At 63.0% G+C, this 24646-nt stretch carries 28 protein-coding genes and 1 tRNA gene; 18 read left to right on the top strand and 11 right to left on the bottom strand.

Annotation, left to right across the window (positions count from 1 at the left end):
- The first annotated feature begins 65 nt into the window (after positions 1-65).
- The 4 genes from GIB19_RS22655 (at position 66) to GIB19_RS22640 (ending at position 2179) form a co-directional block, all read left to right on the top strand.
- Positions 66-404 (top strand): PA4575 family protein, encoded by a 339-nt coding sequence (locus tag GIB19_RS22655; protein ID WP_027594524.1) that lies wholly within the window; start codon positions 66-68, stop codon positions 402-404.
- Between the two features lie 165 nt (positions 405-569).
- A complete protein-coding gene (locus tag GIB19_RS22650; RefSeq protein WP_016501546.1) occupies positions 570-1058 on the top strand; it encodes a TIGR00645 family protein in 489 nt (162 codons plus the stop codon).
- Positions 1059-1170: 112 nt separating this feature from the next.
- Positions 1171-1476 carry a DUF6482 family protein gene (locus tag GIB19_RS22645; protein ID WP_085274308.1) on the top strand — a complete coding sequence of 102 codons (306 nt, stop codon included), beginning with the start codon at positions 1171-1173 and terminating at the stop codon, positions 1474-1476.
- 85 nt (positions 1477-1561) lie between these two features.
- Positions 1562-2179 carry an FKBP-type peptidyl-prolyl cis-trans isomerase gene (locus GIB19_RS22640; RefSeq protein WP_027594522.1) on the top strand — a complete coding sequence of 206 codons (618 nt, stop codon included), beginning with the start codon at positions 1562-1564 and terminating at the stop codon, positions 2177-2179.
- Between the two features lie 124 nt (positions 2180-2303).
- Here the strand turns inward: GIB19_RS22640 and GIB19_RS22635 are convergent, their stop codons facing one another.
- The 3 genes from GIB19_RS22635 to GIB19_RS22625 form a co-directional block, all read right to left on the bottom strand.
- On the bottom strand, positions 2304-2549 hold the full coding sequence (locus GIB19_RS22635) for a PA4570 family protein (RefSeq protein WP_010951938.1): 246 nt from the start codon (positions 2547-2549) through the stop codon (positions 2304-2306).
- A 151-nt stretch (positions 2550-2700) separates the two neighbouring features.
- Positions 2701-3042 (bottom strand): zinc ribbon domain-containing protein YjdM, encoded by a 342-nt coding sequence (locus tag GIB19_RS22630; RefSeq protein WP_027594521.1) that lies wholly within the window; start codon positions 3040-3042, stop codon positions 2701-2703.
- A 183-nt stretch (positions 3043-3225) separates the two neighbouring features.
- Positions 3226-4194 (bottom strand): polyprenyl synthetase family protein, encoded by a 969-nt coding sequence (locus GIB19_RS22625; RefSeq protein WP_027594520.1) that lies wholly within the window; start codon positions 4192-4194, stop codon positions 3226-3228.
- 244 nt (positions 4195-4438) lie between these two features.
- Between GIB19_RS22625 and rplU the strand changes: the two genes are divergently transcribed.
- From rplU to GIB19_RS22600, 5 genes are all read left to right on the top strand, one after another.
- The gene (gene rplU / locus GIB19_RS22620; protein WP_003247466.1) at positions 4439-4753 is read left to right on the top strand and encodes a 50S ribosomal protein L21; all 315 of its coding nucleotides are present in this window, start codon (positions 4439-4441) and stop codon (positions 4751-4753) included.
- Positions 4754-4791: 38 nt separating this feature from the next.
- Positions 4792-5049, top strand: coding sequence for a 50S ribosomal protein L27 (gene rpmA, locus GIB19_RS22615; RefSeq protein ID WP_008092023.1), 258 nt, complete (start codon positions 4792-4794; stop codon positions 5047-5049).
- 188 nt (positions 5050-5237) lie between these two features.
- Positions 5238-6464, top strand: coding sequence for an Obg family GTPase CgtA (gene cgtA / locus GIB19_RS22610; RefSeq protein ID WP_027594519.1), 1227 nt, complete (start codon positions 5238-5240; stop codon positions 6462-6464).
- Between the two features lie 85 nt (positions 6465-6549).
- Positions 6550-7668 (top strand): glutamate 5-kinase, encoded by a 1119-nt coding sequence (proB, locus tag GIB19_RS22605; protein WP_027594518.1) that lies wholly within the window; start codon positions 6550-6552, stop codon positions 7666-7668.
- Between the two features lie 10 nt (positions 7669-7678).
- Complete coding sequence (locus tag GIB19_RS22600) at positions 7679-8134, top strand: CreA family protein (protein WP_172960338.1); 456 nt, start codon at positions 7679-7681, stop codon at positions 8132-8134.
- 47 nt (positions 8135-8181) lie between these two features.
- On the opposite strand, the gene mksF is transcribed toward GIB19_RS22600, so the two are convergent.
- The 3 genes from mksF to mksB are packed head-to-tail and all read right to left on the bottom strand — an operon-like array spanning position 8182 to position 12996.
- A complete protein-coding gene (gene mksF, locus GIB19_RS22595) occupies positions 8182-11013 on the bottom strand; it encodes an Mks condensin complex protein MksF (RefSeq protein ID WP_099428292.1) in 2832 nt (943 codons plus the stop codon).
- On the bottom strand, positions 11010-11717 hold the full coding sequence (mksE, locus tag GIB19_RS22590; RefSeq protein WP_099428293.1) for an Mks condensin complex protein MksE: 708 nt from the start codon (positions 11715-11717) through the stop codon (positions 11010-11012). Before mksE ends, mksF begins: the two co-directional genes overlap by 4 nt.
- Positions 11707-12996 (bottom strand): Mks condensin complex protein MksB, encoded by a 1290-nt coding sequence (gene mksB, locus GIB19_RS22585; protein ID WP_274888072.1) that lies wholly within the window; start codon positions 12994-12996, stop codon positions 11707-11709. Before mksB ends, mksE begins: the two co-directional genes overlap by 11 nt.
- A gap of 430 nt (positions 12997-13426) precedes the next feature.
- Here mksB and GIB19_RS22580 point away from each other — a divergent pair, with 430 nt between their 5' ends.
- The 4 genes from GIB19_RS22580 (at position 13427) to GIB19_RS22565 (ending at position 16457) form a co-directional block, all read left to right on the top strand.
- Entirely contained in the window at positions 13427-14215 is a 789-nt protein-coding gene (locus GIB19_RS22580) for an energy transducer TonB (protein WP_085274312.1), read from the top strand.
- Positions 14212-14667 carry a ribosomal protein S18-alanine N-acetyltransferase gene (rimI, locus tag GIB19_RS22575; RefSeq protein ID WP_099452868.1) on the top strand — a complete coding sequence of 152 codons (456 nt, stop codon included), beginning with the start codon at positions 14212-14214 and terminating at the stop codon, positions 14665-14667. Before GIB19_RS22580 ends, rimI begins: the two co-directional genes overlap by 4 nt.
- A 51-nt stretch (positions 14668-14718) precedes the next feature.
- Positions 14719-15357 carry a carbonate dehydratase gene (gene can / locus GIB19_RS22570; RefSeq protein WP_033701363.1) on the top strand — a complete coding sequence of 213 codons (639 nt, stop codon included), beginning with the start codon at positions 14719-14721 and terminating at the stop codon, positions 15355-15357.
- 515 nt (positions 15358-15872) lie between these two features.
- Positions 15873-16457: a D-Ala-D-Ala carboxypeptidase family metallohydrolase gene (locus GIB19_RS22565; RefSeq protein ID WP_274888067.1), complete on the top strand. Its 585-nt coding sequence runs from the start codon at positions 15873-15875 to the stop codon at positions 16455-16457.
- Here the strand turns inward: GIB19_RS22565 and GIB19_RS22560 are convergent.
- Positions 16397-17314, bottom strand: a complete 918-nt coding sequence (locus GIB19_RS22560; RefSeq protein WP_274888065.1) for a LysR substrate-binding domain-containing protein — start codon at positions 17312-17314, stop codon at positions 16397-16399. The genes GIB19_RS22565 and GIB19_RS22560 overlap by 61 nt on opposite strands.
- Positions 17315-17553: 239 nt before the next feature.
- Here GIB19_RS22560 and GIB19_RS22555 point away from each other — a divergent pair, with 239 nt between their 5' ends.
- Positions 17554-18171, top strand: coding sequence for a LysE family translocator (locus tag GIB19_RS22555; protein WP_274888063.1), 618 nt, complete (start codon positions 17554-17556; stop codon positions 18169-18171).
- A 268-nt stretch (positions 18172-18439) separates the two neighbouring features.
- Positions 18440-18688 (top strand): FecR/PupR family sigma factor regulator, encoded by a 249-nt coding sequence (locus GIB19_RS22550; RefSeq protein WP_274888062.1) that lies wholly within the window; start codon positions 18440-18442, stop codon positions 18686-18688.
- A 139-nt stretch (positions 18689-18827) separates the two neighbouring features.
- Here the strand turns inward: GIB19_RS22550 and GIB19_RS22545 are convergent.
- Positions 18828-18904: transfer RNA gene (locus GIB19_RS22545), tRNA-Met, on the bottom strand.
- A gap of 95 nt (positions 18905-18999) precedes the next feature.
- Positions 19000-19923 carry a FecR family protein gene (locus tag GIB19_RS22540; protein WP_274888092.1) on the bottom strand — a complete coding sequence of 308 codons (924 nt, stop codon included), beginning with the start codon at positions 19921-19923 and terminating at the stop codon, positions 19000-19002.
- 192 nt (positions 19924-20115) lie between these two features.
- Here GIB19_RS22540 and GIB19_RS22535 point away from each other — a divergent pair, with 192 nt between their 5' ends.
- The 3 genes from GIB19_RS22535 to GIB19_RS22525 all read left to right on the top strand — a co-directional run bounded on the left by GIB19_RS22535 (position 20116) and on the right by GIB19_RS22525 (position 23068).
- Positions 20116-21330 carry an MFS transporter gene (locus GIB19_RS22535; RefSeq protein WP_099428299.1) on the top strand — a complete coding sequence of 405 codons (1215 nt, stop codon included), beginning with the start codon at positions 20116-20118 and terminating at the stop codon, positions 21328-21330.
- A gap of 358 nt (positions 21331-21688) precedes the next feature.
- Positions 21689-21832, top strand: a complete 144-nt coding sequence (locus tag GIB19_RS22530; protein WP_238217442.1) for a hypothetical protein — start codon at positions 21689-21691, stop codon at positions 21830-21832.
- A gap of 78 nt (positions 21833-21910) precedes the next feature.
- On the top strand, positions 21911-23068 hold the full coding sequence (locus GIB19_RS22525; RefSeq protein WP_027594504.1) for an MFS transporter: 1158 nt from the start codon (positions 21911-21913) through the stop codon (positions 23066-23068).
- An 11-nt stretch (positions 23069-23079) separates the two neighbouring features.
- Here GIB19_RS22525 and GIB19_RS22520 read toward each other — a convergent pair whose 3' ends face one another.
- Together GIB19_RS22520 and GIB19_RS22515 are read right to left on the bottom strand one after the other, a co-directional pair.
- The gene (locus tag GIB19_RS22520) at positions 23080-24036 is read right to left on the bottom strand and encodes a FecR domain-containing protein (protein ID WP_274888058.1); all 957 of its coding nucleotides are present in this window, start codon (positions 24034-24036) and stop codon (positions 23080-23082) included.
- Positions 24023-24538, bottom strand: coding sequence for a sigma-70 family RNA polymerase sigma factor (locus GIB19_RS22515; RefSeq protein ID WP_099428301.1), 516 nt, complete (start codon positions 24536-24538; stop codon positions 24023-24025). Before GIB19_RS22515 ends, GIB19_RS22520 begins: the two co-directional genes overlap by 14 nt.
- Positions 24539-24646 lie beyond the last annotated feature (108 nt).

Raw genomic sequence — 24646 nt, 5'->3', positions numbered from 1 at the left:
GGGTTCAGGATGGAAACAGCCTGAGGGTTTCAGGCTGAACAGGGCTCATTGGAGGGGACGCGGCCATGCGCAACCTCAGCCTTACTCGCCAGTGCCTGGGCCTGGTGACCCGCATTGAATGCAGCATTCGCCCACTCGCCGGTGACAATGGCATGTGGACGCTGCTGTTCGCCGCCGGCATGGCCGGTGAGCAACCCTCGGCCATCAAGGCTCAGGGGCCGTTCCACGGGCCATTGGTTGCCGAGTCGGTGCTCAATGCCATCGTCGACAGCCTCACGCTGCATGGTTACCAAGTGACCGAAGACCCGCAGATCTGGTGCCTGCACCTTCAAGCGCAGTTGCGTCGCATCAATGGCGAGCGTTGCCGCAACCTGGGGGATTATCAGTTTCATCCTGAAAGCTGAGTGAGCTGGGGCCGCTTTGCGGCCATTCGCAGCACAAGGCTGCTCCTACCGGTAGGGGCAGCCTTGTGCTGCGAATGGGCCAACTCGATTCAGCTTTTGCTGCAACAGGTGGCTGGCTATACTCGCCGTCGCTTTTTTAGTCACCTGACGAGTCCCTTACCCTCCATGGAACGTATTCTCGAAAACGCGATGTATGCCTCGCGCTGGCTGCTCGCCCCGATCTACTTCGGCCTGTCGCTCGGCCTGCTGGCCCTGGCCCTGAAATTCTTCCAGGAAGTCGTCCACGTCCTGCCCAACGTTTTTGCCTTGAGCGAAGCTGACCTGATCCTGGTGATTCTGTCATTGATCGACATGTCGCTGGTGGGCGGCCTGCTGGTGATGGTGATGATTTCCGGCTACGAGAACTTCGTCTCGCAACTGGACATCGACGACAGCAAAGAAAAGCTCAACTGGCTCGGCAAAATGGACTCTTCGTCGCTGAAGATGAAAGTTGCTGCGTCGATCGTGGCCATTTCGTCCATTCACCTGCTGCGGGTGTTCATGGATGCGCAGAACATCTCCACCGACTACCTGATGTGGTATGTGATCATCCACATGACCTTCGTGGTGTCGGCCTTCTGCATGGGCTACCTGGACAAGCTCACCAAGCACTGAGCCCACGCGGCTTGAGGGTAAAACTGACCAGTGGCGTCAGTTTTACCTTGTGTATTCGCAAACCTTGTACAAAAAATGAGCACTCACGCGGTTCCCGCTGCGAGGTGCTCTCATGAACCTGCATCAGCTCAATACCGAGGCCAGGGTCGGCCATGTCGACGAACTCAACCTGATTGCCATCGAAGGTGGCGATTATCTGCTTGAGGCCCGGGTCAAGGGCCGTGCGCATCCGCTTTCCGACAGCCGTGGGCAGCGCTTGCGCGTGCACTCCGTGGAAGAGGCACGGAGCCTGCTCAAGGACCTTCCATTGCTCTCGCTGAACCTGTTGCACTGGTCTGTGCAGGACGAAATGTGTGGCATGGGCACACACCCGGAAGAAGACCTGAAATTGCCGATTTCCCAGCGTTCGGCCTGGTAGCTGCTCGCGGCGCCCCAGTGTGCTAGGCTGCTCGCCCTTTTCATCAAGGGCGCGGCTGCACTGCGCCCTGCAGTGGAGCACGACAATGTCCGAACTCAACCTGTCTACCGACGAAACCCGCGTCAGCTACGGCATCGGCCGTCAGCTGGGTGGTCAACTGCGTGACAACCCGCCACCAGGCGTCAGCCTGGATGCCATCCTGGCTGGCCTGACCGACGCCTTCAACGGCGCCGACAGCCGCGTCAGCGAAGCCGACCTGTCGGCCAGCTTCAAAGTCATCCGCGACATCATGCAAGCCGAAGCTGCAGCCAAGGCTGAAGCCGCTGCTGGCGCTGGCAAGGCATTCCTCGCCGAAAACGCCAAGCGCGAAGGCATCACCACCCTGGCTTCGGGCCTGCAGTTCGAAGTGCTGACCGCAGGTGAAGGCGCCAAGCCGACCCGCGAAAGCAACGTGCGTACTCACTACCACGGCACCCTGATCGACGGCACCGTGTTCGACAGCTCGTACGACCGTGGCCAGCCGGCTGAATTCCCGGTTGGCGGCGTGATCGCTGGCTGGACCGAAGCCCTGCAGCTGATGAACGCTGGCAGCAAATGGCGCCTGTACGTGCCGAGCGAGCTGGCCTACGGCGCCCAAGGCGTTGGCAGCATCCCGCCGCACAGCGTCCTGGTGTTTGACGTCGAGCTGCTCGACGTTCTGTAAGACCGCTGGGGCCGCATTGCGGCCCATTCGCGGGGCAAGCCCGCTCCCACAGAGATACTCAAGATGAGCAGAGAGGTCTTTGTGGGAGCGGGCTTGCCCCGCGAAGAGGCCGGGCCTGCAAACATCAATTCCAGTCTGTCCCCCCAGGGCGCAACGCCCGCGCATAGCAAAACAGAAACAAATTCCGCACCAGCTCCTTGAGCACCCCAGGCTCACTCGAATTCAGCCCGCTCATGTCCAGGTCGCCCTGGTCTCGCAGTTCATCGAGCGCTTCTTCTTCAAGCACAGCACAGACTTCGCCAGTCTCGCGATGCAGGATGCGCAGGTAAGGGTGAGGGCGTTCGAGCCAGGCGTCGATCAGATAAGTCATGGCTATTCTCCTTGGACAGCAATTCCAATGAGAATAATTCTTATTATCAAAATAGCAAGGGGCTATTGGCGTATTTTTGCCGGACGGTGCAGTGACCCTGTTGCAGGATCTGTCAGGGCCGCCTGAAAGGCAGCCCCGTCGCACAGCGTTGTCAGACCTTGCGTACGAACTCGGACTTCAGCTTCATGGCGCCGATGCCGTCGATCTTGCAGTCGATGTCGTGGTCGCCGTCGCACAGGCGGATGTTCTTGACCTTGGTGCCTACTTTGACCACCAGGGACGAGCCCTTGACCTTGAGGTCCTTGATCACGGTGACGGTATCGCCGTCCTGCAGGACGTTGCCGACCGAATCCTTTTTCACCACGTCATCGCTGGCGGCTTCGGCTTCGCCGTTGGCCGACCACTCGTGGGCGCATTCGGGGCAGATCAGCTGGCTGCCATCCTCATAGGTGTATTCGGAATTGCATTTGGGGCAGGGCGGCAGAGTGCTCACTTCGGTTCCTTAAACAGACAGGCGGTTAAAGGCCCATATTGTATAAGGTTTTAAGCGGGAAGTGTTTTTGTCCGTACAAAAGCATTCGCGGGACAAGCCCGCTCCCACAGGTTCTCCACCCAGCTCAAGGGCAGTGGTGTACCTGTGGGAGCGGGCTTGTCCCGCGAAGAGGGCGACGCTGTCTTAGTGCGTACGCGCTACCGCAAACTCGCTCAGCTCGATCAATGCATCGCGATACTCGCTGGCCGGCAGCACTTCCAGGCACTCGATGGCCTTGGCCACGTAGTCGCGTGCCATCTGTGCGGTATAGTCCAGCGCGCCCGAGGCTTCGACCGCTACGCGAATCTGCTCGAGGTCTTCCAGGCCGCCCTTCTGAATGGCCTTGCGCACCAGTGCAGCCTGTTCAGGCGTGCCTTCGCGCATGGTGTAGATCAGCGGCAGGGTCGGCTTGCCTTCGGCCAGGTCGTCACCGACGTTTTTGCCGAGGGTCTGCGAATCGCCCTTGTAGTCCAGCAGGTCGTCGACCAGCTGGAAGGCCACGCCCAGGTGGTCACCGAAGGTGCGCAGGGCCTCGCGCTGTGCTTCGCTGGCGCCGGCCAGCGCGGCGGCGCTGTGGGTCGAGGCTTCGAACAGCATGGCGGTCTTGCCGCGGATGACCTCCATGTACACCTCTTCCGTGGTGCTGGCATCGCGAACACGCGACAGCTGCAGCACTTCACCCTCGGCGATGACGCGGGTGGCCTTGGAGAGGATCTGCATGACCGGCATCGAACCCAGTTCGACCATCATTTCGAACGAGCGCGAATAAAGGAAGTCACCTACCAGCACGCTTGGCGCGTTGCCCCACAGCGCGTTGGCGGTGGAACGGCCACGGCGCATGCCCGACATGTCGACGACGTCGTCGTGCAGCAGGGTGGCGGTGTGCAGGAATTCGATGGTCGCTGCCAGCAGGCGCAGGTCGTCGCCTTCGCGGCCCAGGGCCTTGCCGCAGAGCAGGACCAGCAGGGGACGCAGGCGCTTGCCACCGGCCGACGTGATATAGTCGCCGATCTTCGATACCAGCGGCACGCGCGAGGTCAGCTGCTTCTTGATGATCTCGTCGACGGCGCTGAAATCATCAGCCACCGCGCGGTAGAAGGTTTGGGGTTGCATCGGCTGCTCCATTGACGTTGCGCGGCATGCTAGGTCGCGGGTCCCGGTGTGTCAAGGCGCGGTGCCAGCGCCACCGGGGCGGTACTTGCAAGCAAAACCGGGGTTGCGTACAATCGCGCACCCTAACTTCCTGGGCAGCACCTGCCTTACGCAATTGCACCGGGCCGTTCCAGCCCCATGCAGCCATGCCAGCCAATACTCAATATATAAAGCGCTGGGTGAGCAGGATTATCGGAGAAATACCATGTCTTACGCAGTAATCGTTACCGGCGGCAAGCAGTACAAAGTCGCTGAAGGTGAATTCCTCAAGATCGAAAAACTGGAAGTCGCCACTGGCGAATCCGTGACTTTCGATCGCGTTCTGCTGGTTGCCAACGGTGAAGAAGTCACCATCGGCGCACCAGTCGTCGCTGGCGCTAAAGTTGTTGCAGAAGTCGTTTCGCAAGGCCGTCACGATAAAGTCCGCATCATCAAGTTCCGTCGCCGTAAGCACCACATGAAGCGTATGGGCCACCGCCAGTGGTTCACCGAGATCAAAATCACCGGCATCCAGGCTTAATCCCCTAGATCCCCTGAATTTATTTGGAGAATTGAACCATGGCTCACAAGAAGGCTGGTGGTAGTACCCGTAACGGTCGCGACTCAGAATCGAAACGCCTTGGCGTGAAGATGTATGGCAGCCAGGTCGTCAAGGCCGGCAACATCATCGTCCGTCAGCGCGGCACCCAGTTCCACGCCGGTTACGGCGTTGGCATGGGCAAGGATCACACCCTGTTCGCCAAGATCGAAGGCGTGATCAAGTTCGAGAAGAAAGGCGAGTTCAACCGCCGTTACGTGAGCATCGTCGCCGCTTAATCGCGACGTCGCTCCAGAAGCCCCGTCATGCGACGGGGCTTTTTCGTTTGTGGTGAGCCTCTTGCAAAGCTGTTTGTATGGGCTGCCGGCGTGGGTTTCTACGGTCGTACGGGGCCGCCGCGCTCATTTTTGCAAGAGCCTCAGGTTTTTTAAGTATTCAGCTCGTCTGCCGACGAGAGGCGGTTTTAATGAAGTTTGTTGACGAAGTATCGATTCGAGTCAAAGCCGGTGACGGCGGTAACGGTTGCATGAGCTTCCGTCGCGAAAAATTCATCGAAAACGGTGGCCCTAACGGGGGTGATGGCGGTGACGGCGGTTCGGTCTACATGGTCGCCGACGAAAACCTCAACACCCTGGTCGACTACCGCTACACCCGTCACCACGAGGCCCAGCGTGGCGCCAACGGTGGCAGCACTGACTGCACCGGCAAGAAGGGTGAAGACCTGTTCCTGCGCGTGCCGGTCGGCACCACGGTGATCGACGCCACCACCCAGGAAGTGATCGGTGACCTGATCACCCCTGGCCAGAAACTGATGGTCGCCCAAGGCGGCTGGCATGGCCTGGGCAACACCCGTTTCAAGTCCAGCACCAACCGTGCGCCGCGCCAGACCACCCCAGGCAAGCCGGGTGATCAGCGCGACCTGAAAATGGAAATGAAGGTACTGGCCGACGTCGGCCTGCTCGGCCTGCCGAACGCTGGCAAGAGCACCTTCATCCGTTCGGTGTCGGCCGCCAAGCCGAAAGTCGCCGACTACCCGTTCACTACCCTGGTGCCGAACCTGGGTGTGGTCAGCGTCGACCGCTGGAAGAGCTTCGTCATCGCCGACATCCCTGGCCTGATCGAAGGCGCTTCCGACGGTGCCGGCCTGGGTATCCGCTTCCTTAAGCACTTGGCACGTACCCGTGTGCTGCTGCACCTGGTCGACATGGCGCCGCTGGACGAAAGCAGCCCGGCCGATGCCGCCGAAGTGATCGTCAACGAGCTGACCCGCTTCAGCCCGTCGCTGGCCGAGCGTGAGCGCTGGCTGGTGCTGAACAAGGCCGACATGGTCATGGAAGACGAGCGCGACGAGCGGGTCAAGGAAGTGGTCGAGCGTCTGCAGTGGGAAGGCCCGGTCTACGTGATCTCGGCCATCTCCAAGCAGGGCACCGACAAGCTCAGCCACGACCTGATGCGCTACCTCGAAGACCGCGCCGATCGCCTGGCCAACGACCCGGCCTACGCCGAAGAGCTGGCCGACCTCGATCAGCGCATCGAAGACGAAGCCCGTGCTCAGTTGCAGGCCCTGGACGACGCCCGCACCCTGCGTCGCACTGGCGTCAAGAGCGTCCACGACATCGGCGACGATGACGGTTGGGATGATGATTTCGAGGACGACGAAGACGGCCCAGAAATCATTTACGTGCGCGACTGACCGGTTGCAGTACACTAAACGCCGCTCTCTGGAGCGGCGTTTTTGTATCTACGGTCTCTACAGATTCGACATAGGTTGGAAGAAGATGCGAAGCAAGGTGACGGGCGCCAAGCGCTGGGTCGTGAAGATTGGCAGTGCTCTGCTGACCGCCGATGGCAAGGGCCTCGATCGCGGCGCAATGGCCGTTTGGGTCGAGCAGATGGTCGCGCTGCGTGAAGCAGGCGTGGAGTTGGTGCTGGTCTCTTCGGGGGCCGTGGCAGCTGGCATGAGCCAGTTGGGCTGGACCTCGCGACCGAGCGCGATGAACGAGCTGCAGGCGGCCGCGTCGATCGGCCAGATGCGCCTGGTGCAGGCCTGGGAGTCGAGCTTCGGCGAGCACGGCAAGCACACCGCGCAAATTCTGCTGACCCATGACGACCTGTCTGACCGCAAGCGTTACCTCAACGCCCGCAGCACCTTGCGCACGCTGGTCGACTTGGGCGTGGTGCCGGTGATCAACGAGAACGACACCGTGGTCACCGACGAGATCCGCTTCGGCGACAACGACACCTTGGCCGCGCTGGTGGCCAACCTGGTGGAAGCCGACCTGCTGGTGATTCTCACCGACCGTGACGGCATGTTCGACGCCGACCCGCGCAACAACCCCGAAGCCCAGCTGATCTACGAAGCTCGCGCCGACGACCCGTCGCTCGACGCCGTGGCCGGTGGCACCGGCGGCGCCCTGGGCCGTGGCGGCATGCAGACCAAGCTGCGCGCGGCGCGCCTGGCGGCACGTTCCGGCGCCCACACTATCATCATCGGTGGCCGTATCGAGCGCGTGCTCGACCGCCTCAAGACGGGCGAGCGCCTCGGGACTTTGCTATCGCCTGAGCGCGGCATGCTTGCAGCGCGCAAACAGTGGCTGGCCGGGCACCTGCAAACCCGTGGCACGCTGGTGCTGGACGCCGGTGCCGTGCAGGCGCTGCGCCAGGCCAACAAGAGCCTGTTGCCGGTGGGCGTGAAGACCGTGCAGGGCAGTTTCCGTCGTGGCGAGATGGTGGTGTGCGTCGGCCCTGATGGCTTGGAAGTGGCCCGCGGTTTGGCCAACTACAGCGCCCTTGAGGCGCAAAAAATCATTGGCCAGCCGTCCGATGCCATCGAAAGCATCTTGGGCTACAGCGCGGAGCCTGAGCTGGTGCACCGTGACAACCTGGTTCTGGTTTGAGGGCGTGGGCATGTTGAAAAGGATGATCGCCGTGGCAGCGTTGGCGTTGCCGATGCTGGCCGGTGCCGAGGAGGTCGGCCAGGTGTCGACCGTGTTCAAGTTCGTCGGGCCGAACGACCGCATCGTGGTCGAGGCATTCGATGACCCCAAGGTCGAGGGCGTGACCTGTTACCTGTCGCGGGCCAAGACCGGCGGCGTGAAGGGTGGCTTGGGCCTGGCCGAGGATCGGGCAGAAGCGTCGATTGCCTGCCGTCAGGTGGGGCCGATCAACTTCAAGGGTGAGTTGAAAGATGGCGAGGAAGTGTTCAAGGAACGCACCTCGTTGGTGTTCAAAACCATGCAGGTGGTGCGTTTTCTCGACAAGAAGCGCAATACCCTGGTGTACCTGGTGTACAGCGACCGCATGATCGAAGGCAGCCCGCAGAATGCAGTGACGGCGATTCCGATTTTGCCCTGGGCTCACTGATAGCGCCCAGTAAAAGCCGGGAGGCCTTTGGCCTCCGTTCACAACAATCAGGCCAACGCCTCAGCCTGATCCTCGCGCACATCCGCCTTCACCTCATCCAGCCGGCTGATGAACTTCCAGTCCGCCTCGTCGATGTAGATGCCATTCGGCCCGCTGCCACCTTCCAGGTCGATCGCCACCTTGGCCGACACCTGCGGCTTCACACTCGCCAGAATCGGCACGAAGCCCAGCTGCAAGCTGGTCTCCAGCAGTGCCGCCTGGTTGCGTTCGTCGATGTCTGCCGCCTCGTCGAGGTAGTACGGCAAGCGAATGCGCCCGGCCAGGTCGCGGTCCATCAGGTGCAGCAACAAGTACATGTTGGTCAGCGCCTTGATGGTCATGGTGGTGCCGTTGGACGCGGCGCCGTCGATGTCGGCGTGGATCACCGGCTGGCCATTGACCTTGGTGATCTCGAACGCCAGCTCGAACAGGTCCTTGAGGCCCAGCTGGTTGTGGTTGGCCGCCACCAGCCGTGCCAGGTACTCTTTGGCTTCTTCGTTCTTGTGGTCCTGGTCCGAGCTTTGGGTCAGGTCGAACACCGACAGGGTCTCGCCTTCCTCGTACTGGCCGGCGCTGTGGATGATCTGGTCGATGTGCTTGAGCGCCTCTTTGTTCGGCGCCAGCACCACGCGGAAGCTCTCCAGGTTGGACACCTGGCGCTTGTTGATCTCGCGGTTGAACAGGGCCAGCTGGTGCTCGAGGCTGTCGTAGTCGCTGCGGATGTTGCGCAGGGTCCGGGCGATGTCGGTGACGGCCGCGCGGCGTGCCTTGGCCAGGGTCAGGGCCTCGTCGGTGCGGTGCGCATAGGCGTTGACCAGCAGTTGCAGGCGGCGCTCCATGTCGTCTTCGCTGTCGAACTTGGCCACGCCCTTGAGGCGCACCTGGGCGTACAGCGCTTCGATCTGGTTATCCACCCGCTGCAGGCCCTGCCAGCTGTCCTGGTAGTCATTGAGCATCGGCAGCAGGTTGTCCATCGAGTCGTCGATCGCCTCCATGAACGGCGTGCCGTAGGGCAGGTCGGCCGGCAACAGCTGGCGGCGACGCAGGGCGTCTTCCAGGGTGCGTTGCTTGGACTCGAGGTCGCCGATCTGCCGGCCGACCAGTTGCAGCTTGGCCGACAGTTGCTGGACGCGTTCGGTGAAGGCGTCGCTGGAGCGCTTGAGCTCGTCTTGGGCGGCTTCCAGTTGCGACAGCTGCTCCAGTTTCTCGGGCTCTTCGGCGGCCAGGGTTTCGCTGCGGCGGAAGTCTTCCAAGGCTTTTTGCGCGTCCAGTACCGCTTGGTACAGGGTTTCGGTCTGCGCCTTGGAGGCGGAGCGGTCGGCGGCCACGGCCTGCTGGGTCTTGAGCTGCTTGAGTTCTTTTTCCAGGCGCTCTTTCTGGTCGCGAAGGGCGGCGCGGTCGGCCAGGGCCTGCAAGGCCGGTGGGTCGATGTGCGACAGGTCGATAGACAGGCCGGGCGCTTCGAAACGCTCGCCCTTGAACCCGTCGAGCACGGCTTCCAGCGATTTTACCCACAGGTCGCTGTCGTCCAATTCGATACCGCGCTCGCCCAGCGGCAGGCTGAACAGGGCACCGTTGAACAGGCGCATGAGGCGGTCGACATCCTGCTGCGAGAATTCTTCGCGCAGGCGGGCGTAGCTGTTGTTGTCGGCGTGGTCGAGCTGCTGGCGGACCTGCTTGAGGCGTTTTTCCAGGTCGCGTACGCGCTCGTCCAGGTCTTCGGCCGAGAACTGCCGCGATTGGGCCAGCGCGCCGGCCAGTTCGTCGTGGGCGTCTTTGGCGGCCAGCAACTGCTGCTCCAGCACCTTGACGTCATCGACCAGGGCGAAGCGGTGCTTGAGCACTGACAGCTCGCCAAGCCAGCGCTGGATGCCGGTGATTTCACGTTCCAGGCGCATCAGCTCCTGGGTACCGCCACGTTGGTCGTTCTGCAACCGGTCCTGTTCGCCGCGGTAGTGCTCGGACTGGATGACCAGCTCTTCCTTGCGCGCCATGGCGTATTCCTGCCAAGTGCCCAGCAGGTTGTCGAGCAGTGGCGAAAGGCGGTGCAGCTTGCCGCGCAGGATGTCGCGTTGGGCCACGCCACCGGCCAGGGCTTCGACCAGTGGGCCGGCGGCGACCAGGGCGTTGTAGTCCTGCTCCATGCGGCGCACGTCGCGGAAGGCTTCTTCACAGGCTGCGATGTAGTCGACGCTGCCCGAGCGCAGGCTGTGCTCGAAGGCATCGAGGAACAGCTGCTTGAGCTTGGCGGCAGTGATTTCGCGCATGTGCAGCAGGTTGATGAACAGCGCGCGGAAGGTTTTCAGGCTTTGCTCGCTGGTCGAGCGCAGCGGGATCATGGTCAGGTCCAGCGGCACCGAGGTGTGGCCGCCGACCAGCAGCCGGCGCAGTTCGTCGGGCTTGAGCTCGTAGGCCTTCAGGCCCAGGCGCTCCAGGTTGGTGAACAGCTCCTTCTGGCGCAGGCAGGTGTCGTTCTTCTGGTAGTGGGCCAGGTCCAGCTCGCCTTTGTAGGCGAAGAACTGGTGGCCGAAACCGCCACCCGGGCCGCGGCCGACCACACCGATCACGTGCGGGCCGTGGGGCAGGTTCAGTTCGCAGAGAATGTACGACGTATCGCTGGCGAAGTAGAAACGACGCGACTGCTCCAGGCTGTACTTGCCGAAGCTCATGTCAGACATGCGCGCCAAAATCGGGAACTGCAGGGCGTTGATCGACGCCGATTTACCCAGGTTGTTGGCGCCGTACACCGACAGCGGGTGTTCCAGCGGGAACAGGCCGAGGCTGTAGCCGGCGGTGTTGAGCAATGCAAAGCGGCGGATGCCGTAGCGTTCCTGGCTCATGCGTCAATCTCCTGTTGCTCTTCGCGGATGGCCCGGGCCAGGGCGTCCTCTTCGCTCTCGTCGCCTTCGAATGGCGACAGGTCGAGTGGGTCGTCGGTGCGGTTGAGTTGTTCCGGGCTTTCTTCCTCGACCAGTACCGGTGTCGGCAAGGGCAGGTCGCTGTGCAGGGTGGCAGCCAGGTCGCGGTCCTGCTGGACCGACAGGCACACATCGAGGAAGCGGTGCATCGGCGGCAGGAAGCGGTAGATGCCGCCTTCCTCATGGGCGAAGCCGAGCTGGGTCATGCGTCGGAGGATTTTCTCTTCGAGCTCTTCAACGGTTTGCACCTCGGCCTGCAGGAACAGGTCGCGGTACTTGTCCAGCAGCGAGGGCAGCTCGTCGCGGCCGATGCTGCCGCCGTCGAGCACGGCCATCGGGTCGCGGCCTTGGTCGGCCAGGTGCTCGACCAGGATGAAGGTGAACAACGACAGGCGCTGGGCGGTCTTGTTGACCTGCGCGGCGGCAAGCTCGGGCACGAAGTAATAGAAGCCACGGGTGTCGCACACCAGCTCGAAGCCCAAGGCCTTGAACAGGGTGCGGTACTGGTCCTGGAAGTTCGACAGCTGAGCGTACAGTTCCGGGTCACGGCGGCTGACGTGGAAACCTTTGAACAGCTCGCGGAAGATCGGCGCGAGCTGGGACAGTTCGGAAAGATCAAGATGCATTGGCTGGGCTCGCGTTGGATTCGGCAGTCGTTCGGGCGACGTCTTCACGGCTGGACGTCAGGGCGAACGAGCGCAGGCTGACCAGGTGTTCGTGGGTGGTGTAGTCACGGCGCTCGAGGCGCTCGCGCTTGAAGCGCTTTTCTCGGGACAGGCGCGAGAACCAGTACAGCAGTTCGTCGGTGGCGCCTTCGGGCTCCTGGTCCAGCAGCCAGACCATCAGGTCGGGCAGCGGCAGGGCCTGCTCGCAGCGTTCGAGCATTTCCTTGACCGTACGTGGCGCGCGCGGCATCGGGTCTTTGTCGGTCTTGTGCGCCTTGGGGAAGCGCGCAGGCTTGGGCTCGAAACGGGCCAAAGCGTAAACATAGGCCTCGACCTGGCTGGCACTGCCGAGGAAGGTGCTCTGCGGCCGAGTGAACATCGGCATGGCCGCCTGCGGCACGGCATCGATGCCCTTGCGGCGGATCACCGACAGGGCCAACGCAGCGCCACGGGTCACGGCGTTGTGCCGGCGCGCTTCTTCGCGCAGGGGCAGCAGCAATTCACGGGCGTGGCGCAGGGTCAGCTGGGCGCTGGTTTGCATTTCCAGAATGCGCGCGTGGGTGCGCAGCAGCATGTCGTCGTCGACCAGGTGGCCGAGGCGCGCCTGTTCGCCCAGCAGGCGCAGCAGCACGGTCTCGACCTTGCGCACGCCTTGTTCGAAGGCGCCGTCGGCGTTGACCAGCTGGATCATCGGCTCGACGTATTCGTCCCAGGTTGCGAGGACTTCGGCGTAGCGCTGGCGCAGCGGGATCTGCCGGTTGCTGGTCTTGGCCCGTTCGGCCACGGCCACCAGTGCCTGCTCGTCGTTGTCGAGCTTTTTGAGCACATCGCGCACGCGCATGTCGAGCAGGCGCAGCTGGCGCGCCAGGTCGTCGCTGTCGCGGTTGTCGAAGGCGTCCTGGATATGCCCGGCGAGGCGCTCCAGGTGGCGCAGGTAGGCTTCGATCTCCAGGCACAGGCCCAAGCGGTGTTCACGGCGCAGGTAGGCGAGGAAGTCGTGGATCTGGGCGTTGAGCTCGAAGCGGTTCGGGCTCTTGGCCACCGGGACCAGGATATCCAGGCGGATCCACACGTCGAGTAGCTGGGTGATGTCCTGCGGGGTGCTTTCGACCTGCTGGCGGGCCACATGCTGGCGCAGTTCGACCAGGCTCAGGGTGCCCTGGTCGAAACGTTCGCACAGTGGCTCGATCAGGGCCCAGTGTTCGGCTAGGGCGCGCAGGACGCGCTTGGGTTCGATCATTGGCTTCGACTCGTTGCCAAGAAAAAGGGGGCGATTGTACTGCATCCAGGGGGGAGGATTTCACCCCTTGGTCTGTAATGAGAGATGTCCCTTGGTTTTTTAGGGGTATGGCGGGAGCGCTTTGGCGCCTGTGAGATCGAGCGCCGCCCGCGCGGCGCATCGCGAGCAACGCTCGCTCCTACGTTTGTTTCGGGCCAATTACTCCTGGGGTCAATGCGCGCGACCGCCTTGGCGCATGGCGCGATATCGCGTCGAACAAACAAGGCGTTCGCGCGCACCTGTCACAGGCGTTATTGGCCAAAAACAAACGTAGGAGCGAGCGTTGCTCGCGATGCGCCGCGCGGGCGGCGCTCGATCTCAACAACACTGCAAAACCCAAGGCGTACGCGTTAGAATGCCCGATTGTTTCAACCCTCCGGATACCCGCCCAGTGCTGACCGAACCCCGTCGTCGCGCCTACCTCTCCGCCATGCAAGTGGTGCACTGGCTGCCGCGCGCCGAACTGCCGTTCGCCGCACCGTCGCGCCCCGAACTGTTATTGCCGGTGGCGCCGGTCGAAGACATCGACTTCGAGGTCAGGCCTGCACCAGCGGCCAACCAGCCGGCGCCAGCCGCCCCTCAGGCACGCTCTGGCGAACGCCCGAAAATCGAAATTCCGCGCCCTGGCAGCACCGCAAAGCCCGCCGCCAAGCCAGCCGAAGCTGAGCCAGAAGCGCCCGCACCGCGCCCGGCTCCGGTGCCGCCGCCACGTTTCTCGCTGCAGTTGCTGCGCGCCGGCAGTTGCCTGCTGTTGGTGGAACTGGCCACCGGTCAGCCCTTCCAGAGCCGCGACCCGTCCTACCTGCTGCTCAAGGACATGCTGCGCGCCGCCGGCCTGCCCGACGCCCCGCAGATCATCGGCGAGCCGGTCCGCTGGCCGTTGCTGGTGCGCGGCAACATGGACCAGGGCCCGGACGCTGCACGCGATTTTGTCCAGGGGTTCATCCAGGCGCGCCTGGAAGAAGCCCCGTGCAACTGCTTGTGGCTGATCGGCCTGCCCGCGCTGCGCTTCGCCGGCAATGCCGATGCGCACACCTACTACCAAGTACTGAAGCTCGAGGGCCTGGGCGACGCCTGGGCCTTGCCGGGCCTTGAACTGTTGATGGACGAGCCGCAGCGCAAGGCGGACGTCTGGAAAGCCATGCGCCAGCTGATGGCGCGCTGGAAGAGCGTTGAATGAGTGAATCGATCAGTTTCCGCCCGATGACCGAGGCGGATCTGGATGCCGTGCTTAAGATCGAATATGCCGCGTTCAGTCATCCCTGGACCCGCGGAATCTTTCAGGATGCGCTCAAGTCCTACGAAGTGTGGCTGATGTTCGATGGCCAGCAGCAGGTCGGCCACGGCGTGATCAACGTGATCATCGACGAGGCGCACCTGCTCAACATCACCGTCAAACCCGAGAACCAGGGGTGTGGCCTGGGCCTGCGTCTGCTCGAGCACCTGATGGCGCGGGCTTACCAGCTCAATGGCCGGGAGTGCTTCCTCGAGGTGCGCGCCAGCAACCAGTCGGCGTATCGGTTGTACGAGCGCTACGGGTTCAACGAAATCGGCCGCCGCCGCGACTACTACCCGGTCGCAGGTGGCCGTGAAGATGCCCTGGTGATGGCCTGCACCCTGTTCGAGGAGTGACCCCTCAGGCGCAGGTCCAGTCACACAGGTACAACCTGATGAGGCAAGACCATGCACGACCTGCAGGAACTGATCGACAACAATGCGCGCTGGGCCGATGCCATCACCCAGCGTGACCCCGATTTCTTCGCCAAACTGGCCCGTCAGCAAACCCCGGAATTCCTCTGGATCGGCTGCTCCGATGCGCGGGTGCCGGCCAACGAGATCGTCGGCATGCTGCCCGGCGACCTGTTCGTCCACCGCAATGTCGCCAACGTCGTGCTGCACACCGACCTTAACTGCCTGTCGGTGATCCAGTACGCCGTCGAAGTGCTCAAGGTCAAACACATCCTGGTCACCGGCCACTACGGCTGCGGCGGCGTGCGCGCCGCCATGCAGGACCGCCAGCTAGGCTTGATCGACGGCTGGCTGCGTTCGATTCGCGACTTGTACTACGAAAAGCGCGGTGAGCTGGCCAAGCTTGAAACAGAAGAGGCGCAGGTCGATCGCCTGTGCGAGCTGAACGTGATCCAGCAGGTCGCCAACGTGGCCCACACCAGCATCGTGCAGAACGCCTGGCACCGTGGGCAGGAGCTGTCGGTGCATGGCTGCATCTACGGCATCAAGGACGGGCGTTGGAAGAGCCTGGACACCACCATCAGCGGGTTCGCCCAACTGCCGCCGCAGTATCGGTTGCGGGCGTTGGAGTAGAAGGCCGCACGTAGCTACCCGTAATCAGGCTTGATTGCCGGTTTCTTCTTTGTTGGGACGGATCTGGAAATTGATGGAAAGCAGGCAGTACGCAAGGTTTTCATTACCCTGAAAACGAAAAAACCGGCGCTAGGCCTAATGCTGTTCACTTAAGAATGCCGGGGCCGCTCTGCGGCCCATCGCGGCACAAGGCCGCTCCCACACCGACCGCGTTATGCCCCTATTTACAGGGCATGCGCGTACATTGTGGGAGCGGCCTTGTGCCGCGATGGGCCGCAAAGCGGCCCCAATACAGGCGATGGATAACTTAAGTGAACAGCATTAGGCGCTAGGCCGGTTTTTTCACCCCAACAGCCGACGAACTGAATAATCGCGTACGGGGCTGAGTAGTGGGCTCATGATGGCCGAGAATGCAAAAACCGCGTGGCGTAAATGCCAAGAAAGTGTGTTGCCCTGCGTTTCTGCTTACATGAATTGAAACAGAGTGCGTGATATCGCACAGCAGGGGAACAGGGATGACAGGGACGAAGTGGCTACTGCTGGTGGCGGGGATGTGGGCGGTCAATGCGGCGCGGGCCGATGACCGCGACGTGTGGATGTTCGCCCAATGGGCTGGCGATCATCAAACTCGCCCGTTCCGCGAGATGCTGGTAGACGCCCGCTTGTACGGGGTGGTGCCTATTCACCAACTGCTTCGCTCGGCCTCGGACTGGAAGCTGTGCCGGGCGTCGCCGTTTGCGGTGCCGCCGGCCAGCCAATGGCCTGCGGTGCGCTCGACACTGTCGCTGCTCAAAACCCTCGGCGATCAAGGCATCCTGCGCCAGTTCGAGGTGGTTTCTGCCTACCGTGACCCGCGCCTGAACGTCTGCGCTGGTGGCGCCGCCAACAGCGCCCACACCCGCACCTTCGCCGTCGATATGCTGTTGCCGGCCTGGGCCGACCCCAACCCGTTGTGCCGTTTCTGGCAACAGCATGGCCAAGCCTGGAACATGGGCCTGGGCCGCTACCCGTCAGGTCGTATTCATGTCGACACGGCCGGCTACCGCACCTGGGGTGGCGATGGCAGCGCCGGGTCGTCGTTCTGTATCAAACCCAAGTGAGCCAGGCAGGCCTGGCATTCGTCGATCACCCATTCGGCGAAGCGCTGGCGCTTGCCACCCTCGTCCAGTGGCTGCGGGCTGAGCAGGTGGTAGGCAGAGCCGTCGCGCAAGAAGCCGAAAGGGGCCTGCAATTGGCCGCTGTCGAGCTCGTCGCGCACCATCAGGGCTGACCCCATGGCCAGGCCCAGGCCCGCGCTGGCGGCCTGGATCGACAAATAGAAATGCTCATAGTCGCTGCGCTCGGTGTGCCCGGCCCGTCGTTCGCTCAAGCGCAGCCAGGTGGGCCATGCGCTGGGCCGGGTGCGGCTGTGCAGCAAGCGCTGGCCGTCCAGGCCGGTGGCGTCGCCGGTACGGCAGACTGGGCCGATCCATTCGTCGCAGATCTTGCGGTGATGCAGTTGGCGGTCCCAGTGGAAGTCATCGCGGCGCAGCGCCAGGTCGACGCCGCTTCGCGCGAAGTCCAGCGGCCCACCGGCGGCTACCAGATGCAATTGCAGGTCGGGGTTGGCGCTGTGGAAGCGCGGCAGGCGCGGGATCAGCCAGCGCATGGCGATGGTGGGCTCGCAGGAGAGCACCAGCACGTTGTCGCGCTCCTGCTGTTGCAGGCGCTGCACGGCGCCGTCGAGCTGTTCGAACATGGCCTGGGTGGTGCCATGCAGCGCACGGCCGGCGGCGGTGAGGAAGATGGCCCGGTTGCGGCGTTCGAACAGTTCGATACCGAGGCTTTCCTCAAGCAGCCGTACCTGCCGGCTGACCGCGCCGTGGGTGACATGCAAGCGCTCGGCGGCGCGCACGAAGCTTTCGGTTTCGGCGGCAATGTCGAAGTAGCGGAAGGCGTTGAGAGGGGGCAGTTTCATGGTTTTGTGGTGCCTGTTCCGGCCTCTTCGCGGGCAAGCCCTCCCACAAGGATCGCGCACTCATGAAGTGTGCACAGCACCTGTAGGAGCGGGCTTGCCCGCGAAGAGGCCAGTACAAGCACTGCACCTCTGTGAGAAAAACTATCGAATATCCGCCACTATAAATCGATTTTTAGCGGCCCATAAGCCCAGGATAATCGGCGCGTCTGTGCATTTTCATCGCCAATCGAGACCCGCCAATGACCGAACTCATCGCCGTCGCCCTGTTTACCATCCTTGCCGTCATCAGCCCGGGGGCCGACTTCGCGATGGTCACCCGCAGCAGTTATGCACAGGGCCGTAAAGCCGGACTGGCGGCTGCCGTGGGGATCGCCTTGGGTGTGCAGGTGCATGTGCTGTATACGGTGCTGGGCATCGCCGTGATCATCAGCCAGAGCCCATCCCTGTTCCTGTTCATGAAGGTCGTCGGTGCTGGGTACCTGATCTACCTAGGCTACAAATCGCTGACCAACACCATGCGCATCCGCCTCGACGGCATCGGCCAAAACACCGGCGCCAGCCTGTGGGCGGCACTGCGCACGGGGTTTCTGACCAATGCCCTGAACCCCAAGACCATGCTCTTCGTCATCAGCGCCTACACCCAGGTGGTGCAGCCGGGCAGCCCGCTGGCGCTGGACTTCGCTTACGGCGCGTTCATGTCGTTTGCCCATTGGGTGTGGTTCAGCCTGGTGGCGGTGTTCTTCTCCAGCACGGCATTGCGCAAGGCGATGATCGAGCGGCAAGTCATGATGGACCGAGTGATTGGCCTGGCGCTGATCGGCCTTGGTCTGGCAGTTGTAATGGCGAGTGTGCGCTGACAGGGCAGGGTGGGCACCTGGTATTTCTATCAGTTGTAGCGATGTGATCGCATCAGGCAGGATCCTTCGGACGGGCAAGTGAAAACCTGCGTCAAGCCGGTGATTGCATGTCGGGTAGTGGCAATTTAGAATAGAATCATTCCCATTTGCGAAGCCTCGCGATGAAAATACCTCCAGTTCCCGCCGCAGACTGCCTGGATGACTGGTGCAGGTGCTGTCACCAGTGGCAGCGGGTGTGGTTGCGCCAATGCCTCAATGGGGCACCGCTATGAGCCCCGAAATCCTTCACGAAGCCGTCGAATGGCTGGTGCGCCTTAACGGCCAGCCGAGTGGCCGCGAGCGCAAGGCTTTTCGTGTCTGGTTGGCCCAAGACGAAGAGCACATTGAAGCCTTTAAGCGCATGCAGGAAACCCAGACCTATTTGCACGAGCATGCGCCTGCCGCGCGTACGGCTCTGGCAATGAAAATGCTGGCCTTGGTGGCAGTGCTAGCGTTGCTTACAGCTGTGTGGGTTTAGCGCATCGCACTGGGTTAGGCGTTGGCCGAGCTGCGGATCGGTAGCGGGAAGAGGGTTGCCCGCCAGTTGCCGGAGACGCCGCAACTTTTTCGCAGGCAAAGAAAAAGGGCCTACCTTTCGGTAAGCCCTTTATCGTGTTTGGTGGCTACACAGGGACTTGAACCCCGGACCCCAGCATTATGAATGCTATGCTCTAACCAACTGAGCTATGTAGCCAATGGCGCGCATTATTCCCTTGTGATGCCCCTCTGTCAACACTCATTTCAAAAAAAATTTGCACGCTTTCAAAAACTTAGCCGCCAGGCCCGCCTTCAGCGAACGATCAGCCAGTGCCCGAGCATGCTGTGCAGCTGCAATTGCTGGGCGCTGGCCAGTGCGGCGAGGCTTTCGGCAGGGCGGTCGAGGTTGAAATCGCCGCTCACGCGCCGATGGGCGGTGTGATCGTCGAGTATCCACAGGCGTTCGCCCTGGTAGCCGGCCAGGCGTTCCAGCACCTGCCCAAGCGGCATATCGGTGGCGCGCAGGCGGCCGTTACGCCAGCTGTCGGTGGTCTTCGGATCGGCCTTTTGCACAGTGTCGATCCGTGTGCCGTCGAAGCTCACCCGTTCACCCGCCGAGACCAGGCGCTGCTCCCCGGCTTGCACAACCATGGCCTTACCACTGAGCACAACCAGCTCGTCGTGGTGCGCATAGCGCGCGATTTGCAGGCGGGTGCCAAATACCTGGATGCGCGCCTCGCCCACTTCTACCTCCATGGCCCGGCCGTCGAGCAGGACCTCCAGGTAGACCTGGCCTTGTACCAGGTGCAACTGGCGGGTACGGCCACGCAGGTCGACGTTCATCGCGCTGGCGCTGTCCAGGTGCAGGGTCGAGCCGTCGGGCAGGCGCAAGCTGCGGCGTTCGCCCACGTCGGTGTGCAGTTCGCTGCCCAGGCGTTGCATCAGTGGCCAGTACAAGTAGGCCAAAGCGCCCAGCACCAGCAAAAACAGCAGCGCCAGCCATTTGCCCAGGTGGCTGCGGCGCGTGTTTATCTGCCGCGGTCGGGGCCGTGCCGGTGGCGGTTGCAGCTGTTGCCAAAAGGTTTCCAGTTCAGCGTAGGCTTGGGCGTTCTGCGGCGCCTGGCACCAGGCGGCAAACACCTGGCGTTCGCCTTCGTCACAGCCGGGCTGACGCAAACGGGAAAACCACTCCAGGGCTTCCTGCTGAGGGTCGGGCTGGAGTTGCTTGGCGGGCATCGGGCTCATGGGATCGGTCTGCTCACGATAGGGGCCGTTTCGCCCAACGATGACAGGGGAATGAGTCGAGGATGCTAATTATATTGAGAACCATTTACAAGTACGTTTCGACGGAGGGATAAAAAAGGTAGCTATGTATCTATTTGTTTCCCGATAATCGGATCCCAAACCTGCGGACGGAGATTCAGGCACATGGCCATCAGTAGCACCTCCACAGCGTCCACCAGCGCAGCGGCGAACCCTGCCAACCCGTTGGTGATGCGCATCATCGGCTTCTGCGCCCTGGCGCACTTGATCAATGACCTGATCCAGTCGGTGCTGCCGGCGATCTACCCGATGCTCAAGGCCAACTACGACCTGAGCTTCGCCCAGATCGGCATGATCACCCTGACATTCCAGATAACCGCCTCGCTGCTGCAGCCTTGGGTCGGCTTCTTTACCGACCGCCGGCCCGCACCCAACCTGCTGCCGATGGGCACCCTGTGCACGCTGGTGGGGATCGTGATGCTGGCCTTTGTCGGCAGCTTCCCGATGATTCTGCTGGCCTCGGCGCTGGTGGGCATTGGTTCATCCACCTTCCACCCAGAAACCTCGCGCATCGCGCGGCTGGCCTCGGGCGGGCGTTTTGGTCTGGCCCAATCGACCTTCCAGGTAGGCGGCAACACCGGCTCGGCGCTGGGGCCACTGCTGGCGGCGGCGATCGTCATCCCGTTCGGGCAAACGCACGTGGCCTGGTTTGGCCTGGCGGGGCTGTTCTTCTTCGCCGTGACCCTGATGCTGCGCAGCTGGTACAAGGAGCACCTCAACCAGGCCAAGGCCCGCAAGGCGGTGCAGGCCACCCATGGCATCTCGCGCAAGCGGGTGATCGCGGCGCTGATCGTGCTGGGCCTGTTGGTGTTCTCGAAGTACTTCTACATGGCCAGCTTCACCAGCTACTTCACCTTCTACCTGATCGAAAAGTTCGACGTCTCGGTGGCCAGCTCGCAGCTGCACCTGTTCCTGTTCCTGGGCGCGGTGGCGGCCGGTACCTTCTTCGGCGGGCCGATCGGTGACCGTATCGGGCGCAAGGCGGTGATCTGGTTCTCGATTCTGGGCGTGACACCGTTCACCCTGGCGCTGCCTTATGCCGACCTGTTCTGGACCACCGTGCTGAGCGTGGTGATCGGCTTCATCCTGGCCTCGGCGTTTTCGGCCATCGTGGTGTATGCGCAGGAGCTGGTGCCGGGCAGCGTGGGCATGATTGCCGGGATCTTCTTCGGGCTGATGTTCGGCTTCGGCGGCATAGGCGCGGCGCTGCTGGGTTATGTCGCGGACCTGCGCGGTATCGAGTACGTGTATGGCGTGTGCTCGTTCCTGCCGTTGTTCGGGTTGTTGGCGGTGTTCCTGCCGTCTACCGGCAAGCGTTGAGCCTGTAAGGGGCTGCTGCGCAGCCCAATCGCCGGCAAGGCCAGCTTCCACAAGAAGGCAGTTGCTCCCACAGGTAACTACGCAGGCTCAGACCTTGTGAGGACCCGGTGGGAGCGGGCTTGTCCCGCGAATGGGGCTACGCGGTGCATGGCACCGGCTTCGCCGGTGTTCGCGGGGCAAGCCCGCTCCCACGTCAATTTTTAGAAATTGCGCAGGACAGTCGCTCCTGCAAGGAGCCCCCTTGCCGAGCACAGGGCCGGCCGGAATAGGTCGTGCGGCGGGCCCCCTGACGATTGACGGCCCGACCACCGTTAGCCTAGAGTGCCGCCTCTTTTCTCCAACCTGCGTAGTCAAAGCAATGCGCCGTAACCCGTCCCTCCCACCTGCTCGCCAGCCTGCACTCCAGGCCCTGCGTCGTGCGTGGCCGAGCGACACGGTGCTCAAGCGTCGGCGCAGCGTGCTGTTTGCCTTCACCTTCTCGCCACACCTTGCCCTGAACTGATCCGCGCTTTTGCGTCGTCCGCCGTCCCGGCGTGCGCGCTCGTGTTTGCTCGTCTTTTCGGTTTGCAAGGAGTGGTAAATGAACATGCGTTTGCTGGCGGGCCTGTTGTTCGCCGTGTCGGTGGTGGGCTTCAGCCTGGGGGCCAGCTTGCCGTTGGTGTCGTTGCGCCTGCATGAGGCCGGCGCAGGCACGCTGGAAATCGGCATTATTTCGGCCATCCCGGCAGCCGGGATGATGCTTTCGGCGTTCATGGTCGACGCCTGCTGCCGGCGCCTGACCCGGCGCACCATCTACTTACTGTGCTTCAGCCTGTGCACCGTCAGCATCGCCTTGCTGGAGTCGGCTTTCGACTCGATCTGGTTGCTGGCGTTGCTGCGCTTGGGCCTGGGCATCGGCATGGGTATCGCCATCATTCTCGGCGAGTCCTGGGTCAACGAGCTGTGCCCCGAGCACAACCGCGGCAAAATCATGGCCCTGTACGCCACCAGCTTTACCGGCTTCCAGGTACTCGGCCCGGCAATGCTGGCCGTGCTGGGCGCCGACAGCCCCTGGATCACCGGCGTGGTCACCGCCTGCTATGGCCTGGCGCTGCTGTGCATCGTGCTGACCGTGCCCAACGACTACGTCGAGCATGAAGAAGGCGAAAAAAGCTTCGGCCTGGCCGGGTTCTTCCGCGTGGCGCCGGCCTTGTGCGTGGCGGTGCTGTTCTTCTCCTTCTTCGACGCCGTGGTGCTGTCGCTGTTGCCGGTGTACGCCACCAGCCACGGCTTTGCCGTGGGTGTGGCGGCGCTGATGGTGACGGTGGTGTTTGCTGGCGACATGCTGTTCCAGCTGCCTTTGGGCTGGTTGGCCGACCGGGTCGAGCGCACCGGGCTGCACCTGGTGTGTGGCCTGGTGGCGATGCTGATCGGCATCGGCCTGCCGTGGCTGCTGCAGATGACCTGGTTGCTGTGGCCGCTGCTGGTGGTGCTGGGCGCAGTGGCGGGGGGCATCTACACCTTGGCGCTGGTGCTGATCGGGCAGCGCTTCAAAGGGCAGGACCTGGTCACGGCCAATGCCAGCGTCGGCTTGCTGTGGGGTGTGGGCAGCCTGATCGGGCCGCTGGTCAGTGGCGCGGCGATGGATGTGGCACCGCACGGGTTGCCGATGGCGCTGGCGATCATGGCAGGGTTGTTCGTCTGTTTTGCCCGGCAGTCGTACCGGCGGGCAGGGCGCCTGCGCGCGGTGGCGGACTGACCACGCGGGGTTCAGGCGGCGTCGATGCTCACCCAATAGCGTGTGCGGTATTCGACCCGCACCGGCAGGCTGCGCGTGAGCAATTGTAGAATCTGCCCAGTATCGGCCAGCTGGTAGGTGCCGGAGACTTTGAGGTGTGCCACTTCGTCGGCGCAGCGCAGCAGGCCCGGGCGGTAGCGCGCCAGTTCGGCCGCGAATTCGCCCAGCGGCATCTGCTGCACGCTGAGCACCCCGTCGGTCCAGCCCCACGGGTCGCTGCGCAGGCTCACGGCCTGCAAGCTGCCGTTAGCCTGCACCTGCAAGGTTTCGCCAGCCTGTACCAACCGCGCTGAAGGCGACGCGGGGAACAGCGTGACTTCGCCACGGCGTACGGCCACCAGCAAGCCATTGTCGTTTTCGCGCAGCAGCAGTTGGCCGTCGAGTGTGCCCAAGGTGCCGACACGGGTATCGATGCGGAAGGGGCGGCTGTCGTTGGCGTTGGCGTCCAGGCTGACCTCGCCCCGTATCAGTTCGAGCAGTCGTTGTTCGCTGCTGTAGTGCAGGTCGATGGCACTGGCGGTGTTGAGCTGGATACGGCTGCCATCACTGCCTTGCAATTGCCGACGCTCACCCGCCGCGGTGCTGCTGTCGGCCAGTAGCTGCGGCAGGCCCAAGGGCGCGCGTGCGGCCCAGCCCAGGCTGCCGCCAACGGCCAACAGCGCCAGCAGCTTGAGGTGGTCTCGGCTCCTGCTGTGCTGGCGCTGGCTGGCGTCGAGGGTGCGTCGGCTCAGTGCCTTGGGCAGCCCGGCCAGCTCGTCGCTGAGGCTGCTGACACGCTGCCAGGCCTGAGGGTTTTGTGGGTGGCTGGCCAGCCATTGCTGGAATTGCCGCTCGGTACGCGGGCTGGGGGTGTCGAAGCGCAGTTTCACCAGCCAGTCGATGGCCTGGTCGACTTGGGTTTGCGCGGGGGCGTTCTCAGCGTTCGACATAGCGCAACCGGTAGCAGACACCCAAAGCCTTGGCCAAGTCGCGCTCGATGGTCGCGCGGGACACATCCAGCTGCTGGGCGATCTGCGCGATGCTCAGCCCGTCGATCTGGGCCAGCAGAAAGGCCTGCCGCACCCGCGGCTTCAGCGCCTGCAGGGCGCGGTCGAGGCGTTCCAGCGTATCGAGGATGACCAGCCGGTGTTCCTCGCTGGGCACTTCGGCTTCCGGCAGGTGGGCCAGGCTTTCCTGGTAGGCCCGCTCCAGGGCGCGGCGGCGGAACTGGTCGATCATCAGCCCCCGGGCGATGGCGCTGAGGTAGGCGCGGGGCTCCTTGAGCGGTGAGGCCTGACGGGCACGCAACACCCGGACGAAGGTATCCTGGGCCAGGTCGGCGGCATGCTCATGGCACCCGACCCGGCTGCGCAGCCAGCTACTTAGCCAGGCGTGGTGGGACTGATAGAGCAGAGCGACCTCGGTGGGCTTGAGCGTGTCGTTGATCTGCATCGTATCGAAGGCCTGATCCCGTGAGCGTGCGCGATTGTGAATAGTTCTCAATTCTATGCGGGTAACGCGCCGCAGAGCAATGGTATGCCAGGAATTAGCCGCGCAAGA

It is taken from the genome of Pseudomonas sp. ITEM 17296, from assembly GCF_028895205.1.
Taxonomy (GTDB): Bacteria; Pseudomonadota; Gammaproteobacteria; order Pseudomonadales; family Pseudomonadaceae; genus Aquipseudomonas; species Aquipseudomonas kermanshahensis.
This window is presented reverse-complemented; position numbering and strand designations above follow the sequence as displayed.

Bases quoted from the DNA above. Each gene is read 5' to 3' on its own strand.
- GIB19_RS22655 (WP_027594524.1), top strand. From the start codon at position 66: ATGCGCAACCTCAGCCTTACTCGCCAGTGCCTGGGCCTGGTGACCCGC.
- GIB19_RS22650 (WP_016501546.1), top strand. From the start codon at position 570: ATGGAACGTATTCTCGAAAACGCGATGTATGCCTCGCGCTGGCTGCTC.
- GIB19_RS22645 (WP_085274308.1), top strand. From the start codon at position 1,171: ATGAACCTGCATCAGCTCAATACCGAGGCCAGGGTCGGCCATGTCGAC.
- GIB19_RS22640 (WP_027594522.1), top strand. From the start codon at position 1,562: ATGTCCGAACTCAACCTGTCTACCGACGAAACCCGCGTCAGCTACGGC.
- GIB19_RS22635 (WP_010951938.1), bottom strand. From the start codon at position 2,549: ATGACTTATCTGATCGACGCCTGGCTCGAACGCCCTCACCCTTACCTG.
- GIB19_RS22625 (WP_027594520.1), bottom strand. From the start codon at position 4,194: ATGCAACCCCAAACCTTCTACCGCGCGGTGGCTGATGATTTCAGCGCC.
- rplU (WP_003247466.1), top strand. From the start codon at position 4,439: ATGTCTTACGCAGTAATCGTTACCGGCGGCAAGCAGTACAAAGTCGCT.
- rpmA (WP_008092023.1), top strand. From the start codon at position 4,792: ATGGCTCACAAGAAGGCTGGTGGTAGTACCCGTAACGGTCGCGACTCA.
- cgtA (WP_027594519.1), top strand. From the start codon at position 5,238: ATGAAGTTTGTTGACGAAGTATCGATTCGAGTCAAAGCCGGTGACGGC.
- proB (WP_027594518.1), top strand. From the start codon at position 6,550: ATGCGAAGCAAGGTGACGGGCGCCAAGCGCTGGGTCGTGAAGATTGGC.
- GIB19_RS22600 (WP_172960338.1), top strand. From the start codon at position 7,679: ATGTTGAAAAGGATGATCGCCGTGGCAGCGTTGGCGTTGCCGATGCTG.
- mksF (WP_099428292.1), bottom strand. From the start codon at position 11,013: ATGAGCCAGGAACGCTACGGCATCCGCCGCTTTGCATTGCTCAACACC.
- mksE (WP_099428293.1), bottom strand. From the start codon at position 11,717: ATGCATCTTGATCTTTCCGAACTGTCCCAGCTCGCGCCGATCTTCCGC.
- mksB (WP_274888072.1), bottom strand. From the start codon at position 12,996: ATGATCGAACCCAAGCGCGTCCTGCGCGCCCTAGCCGAACACTGGGCC.
- rimI (WP_099452868.1), top strand. From the start codon at position 14,212: ATGAGTGAATCGATCAGTTTCCGCCCGATGACCGAGGCGGATCTGGAT.
- can (WP_033701363.1), top strand. From the start codon at position 14,719: ATGCACGACCTGCAGGAACTGATCGACAACAATGCGCGCTGGGCCGAT.
- GIB19_RS22565 (WP_274888067.1), top strand. From the start codon at position 15,873: ATGACAGGGACGAAGTGGCTACTGCTGGTGGCGGGGATGTGGGCGGTC.
- GIB19_RS22560 (WP_274888065.1), bottom strand. From the start codon at position 17,314: ATGAAACTGCCCCCTCTCAACGCCTTCCGCTACTTCGACATTGCCGCC.
- GIB19_RS22555 (WP_274888063.1), top strand. From the start codon at position 17,554: ATGACCGAACTCATCGCCGTCGCCCTGTTTACCATCCTTGCCGTCATC.
- GIB19_RS22550 (WP_274888062.1), top strand. From the start codon at position 18,440: ATGAGCCCCGAAATCCTTCACGAAGCCGTCGAATGGCTGGTGCGCCTT.
- GIB19_RS22540 (WP_274888092.1), bottom strand. From the start codon at position 19,923: ATGCCCGCCAAGCAACTCCAGCCCGACCCTCAGCAGGAAGCCCTGGAG.
- GIB19_RS22535 (WP_099428299.1), top strand. From the start codon at position 20,116: ATGGCCATCAGTAGCACCTCCACAGCGTCCACCAGCGCAGCGGCGAAC.
- GIB19_RS22530 (WP_238217442.1), top strand. From the start codon at position 21,689: ATGCGCCGTAACCCGTCCCTCCCACCTGCTCGCCAGCCTGCACTCCAG.
- GIB19_RS22525 (WP_027594504.1), top strand. From the start codon at position 21,911: ATGAACATGCGTTTGCTGGCGGGCCTGTTGTTCGCCGTGTCGGTGGTG.
- GIB19_RS22520 (WP_274888058.1), bottom strand. From the start codon at position 24,036: ATGTCGAACGCTGAGAACGCCCCCGCGCAAACCCAAGTCGACCAGGCC.
- GIB19_RS22515 (WP_099428301.1), bottom strand. From the start codon at position 24,538: ATGCAGATCAACGACACGCTCAAGCCCACCGAGGTCGCTCTGCTCTAT.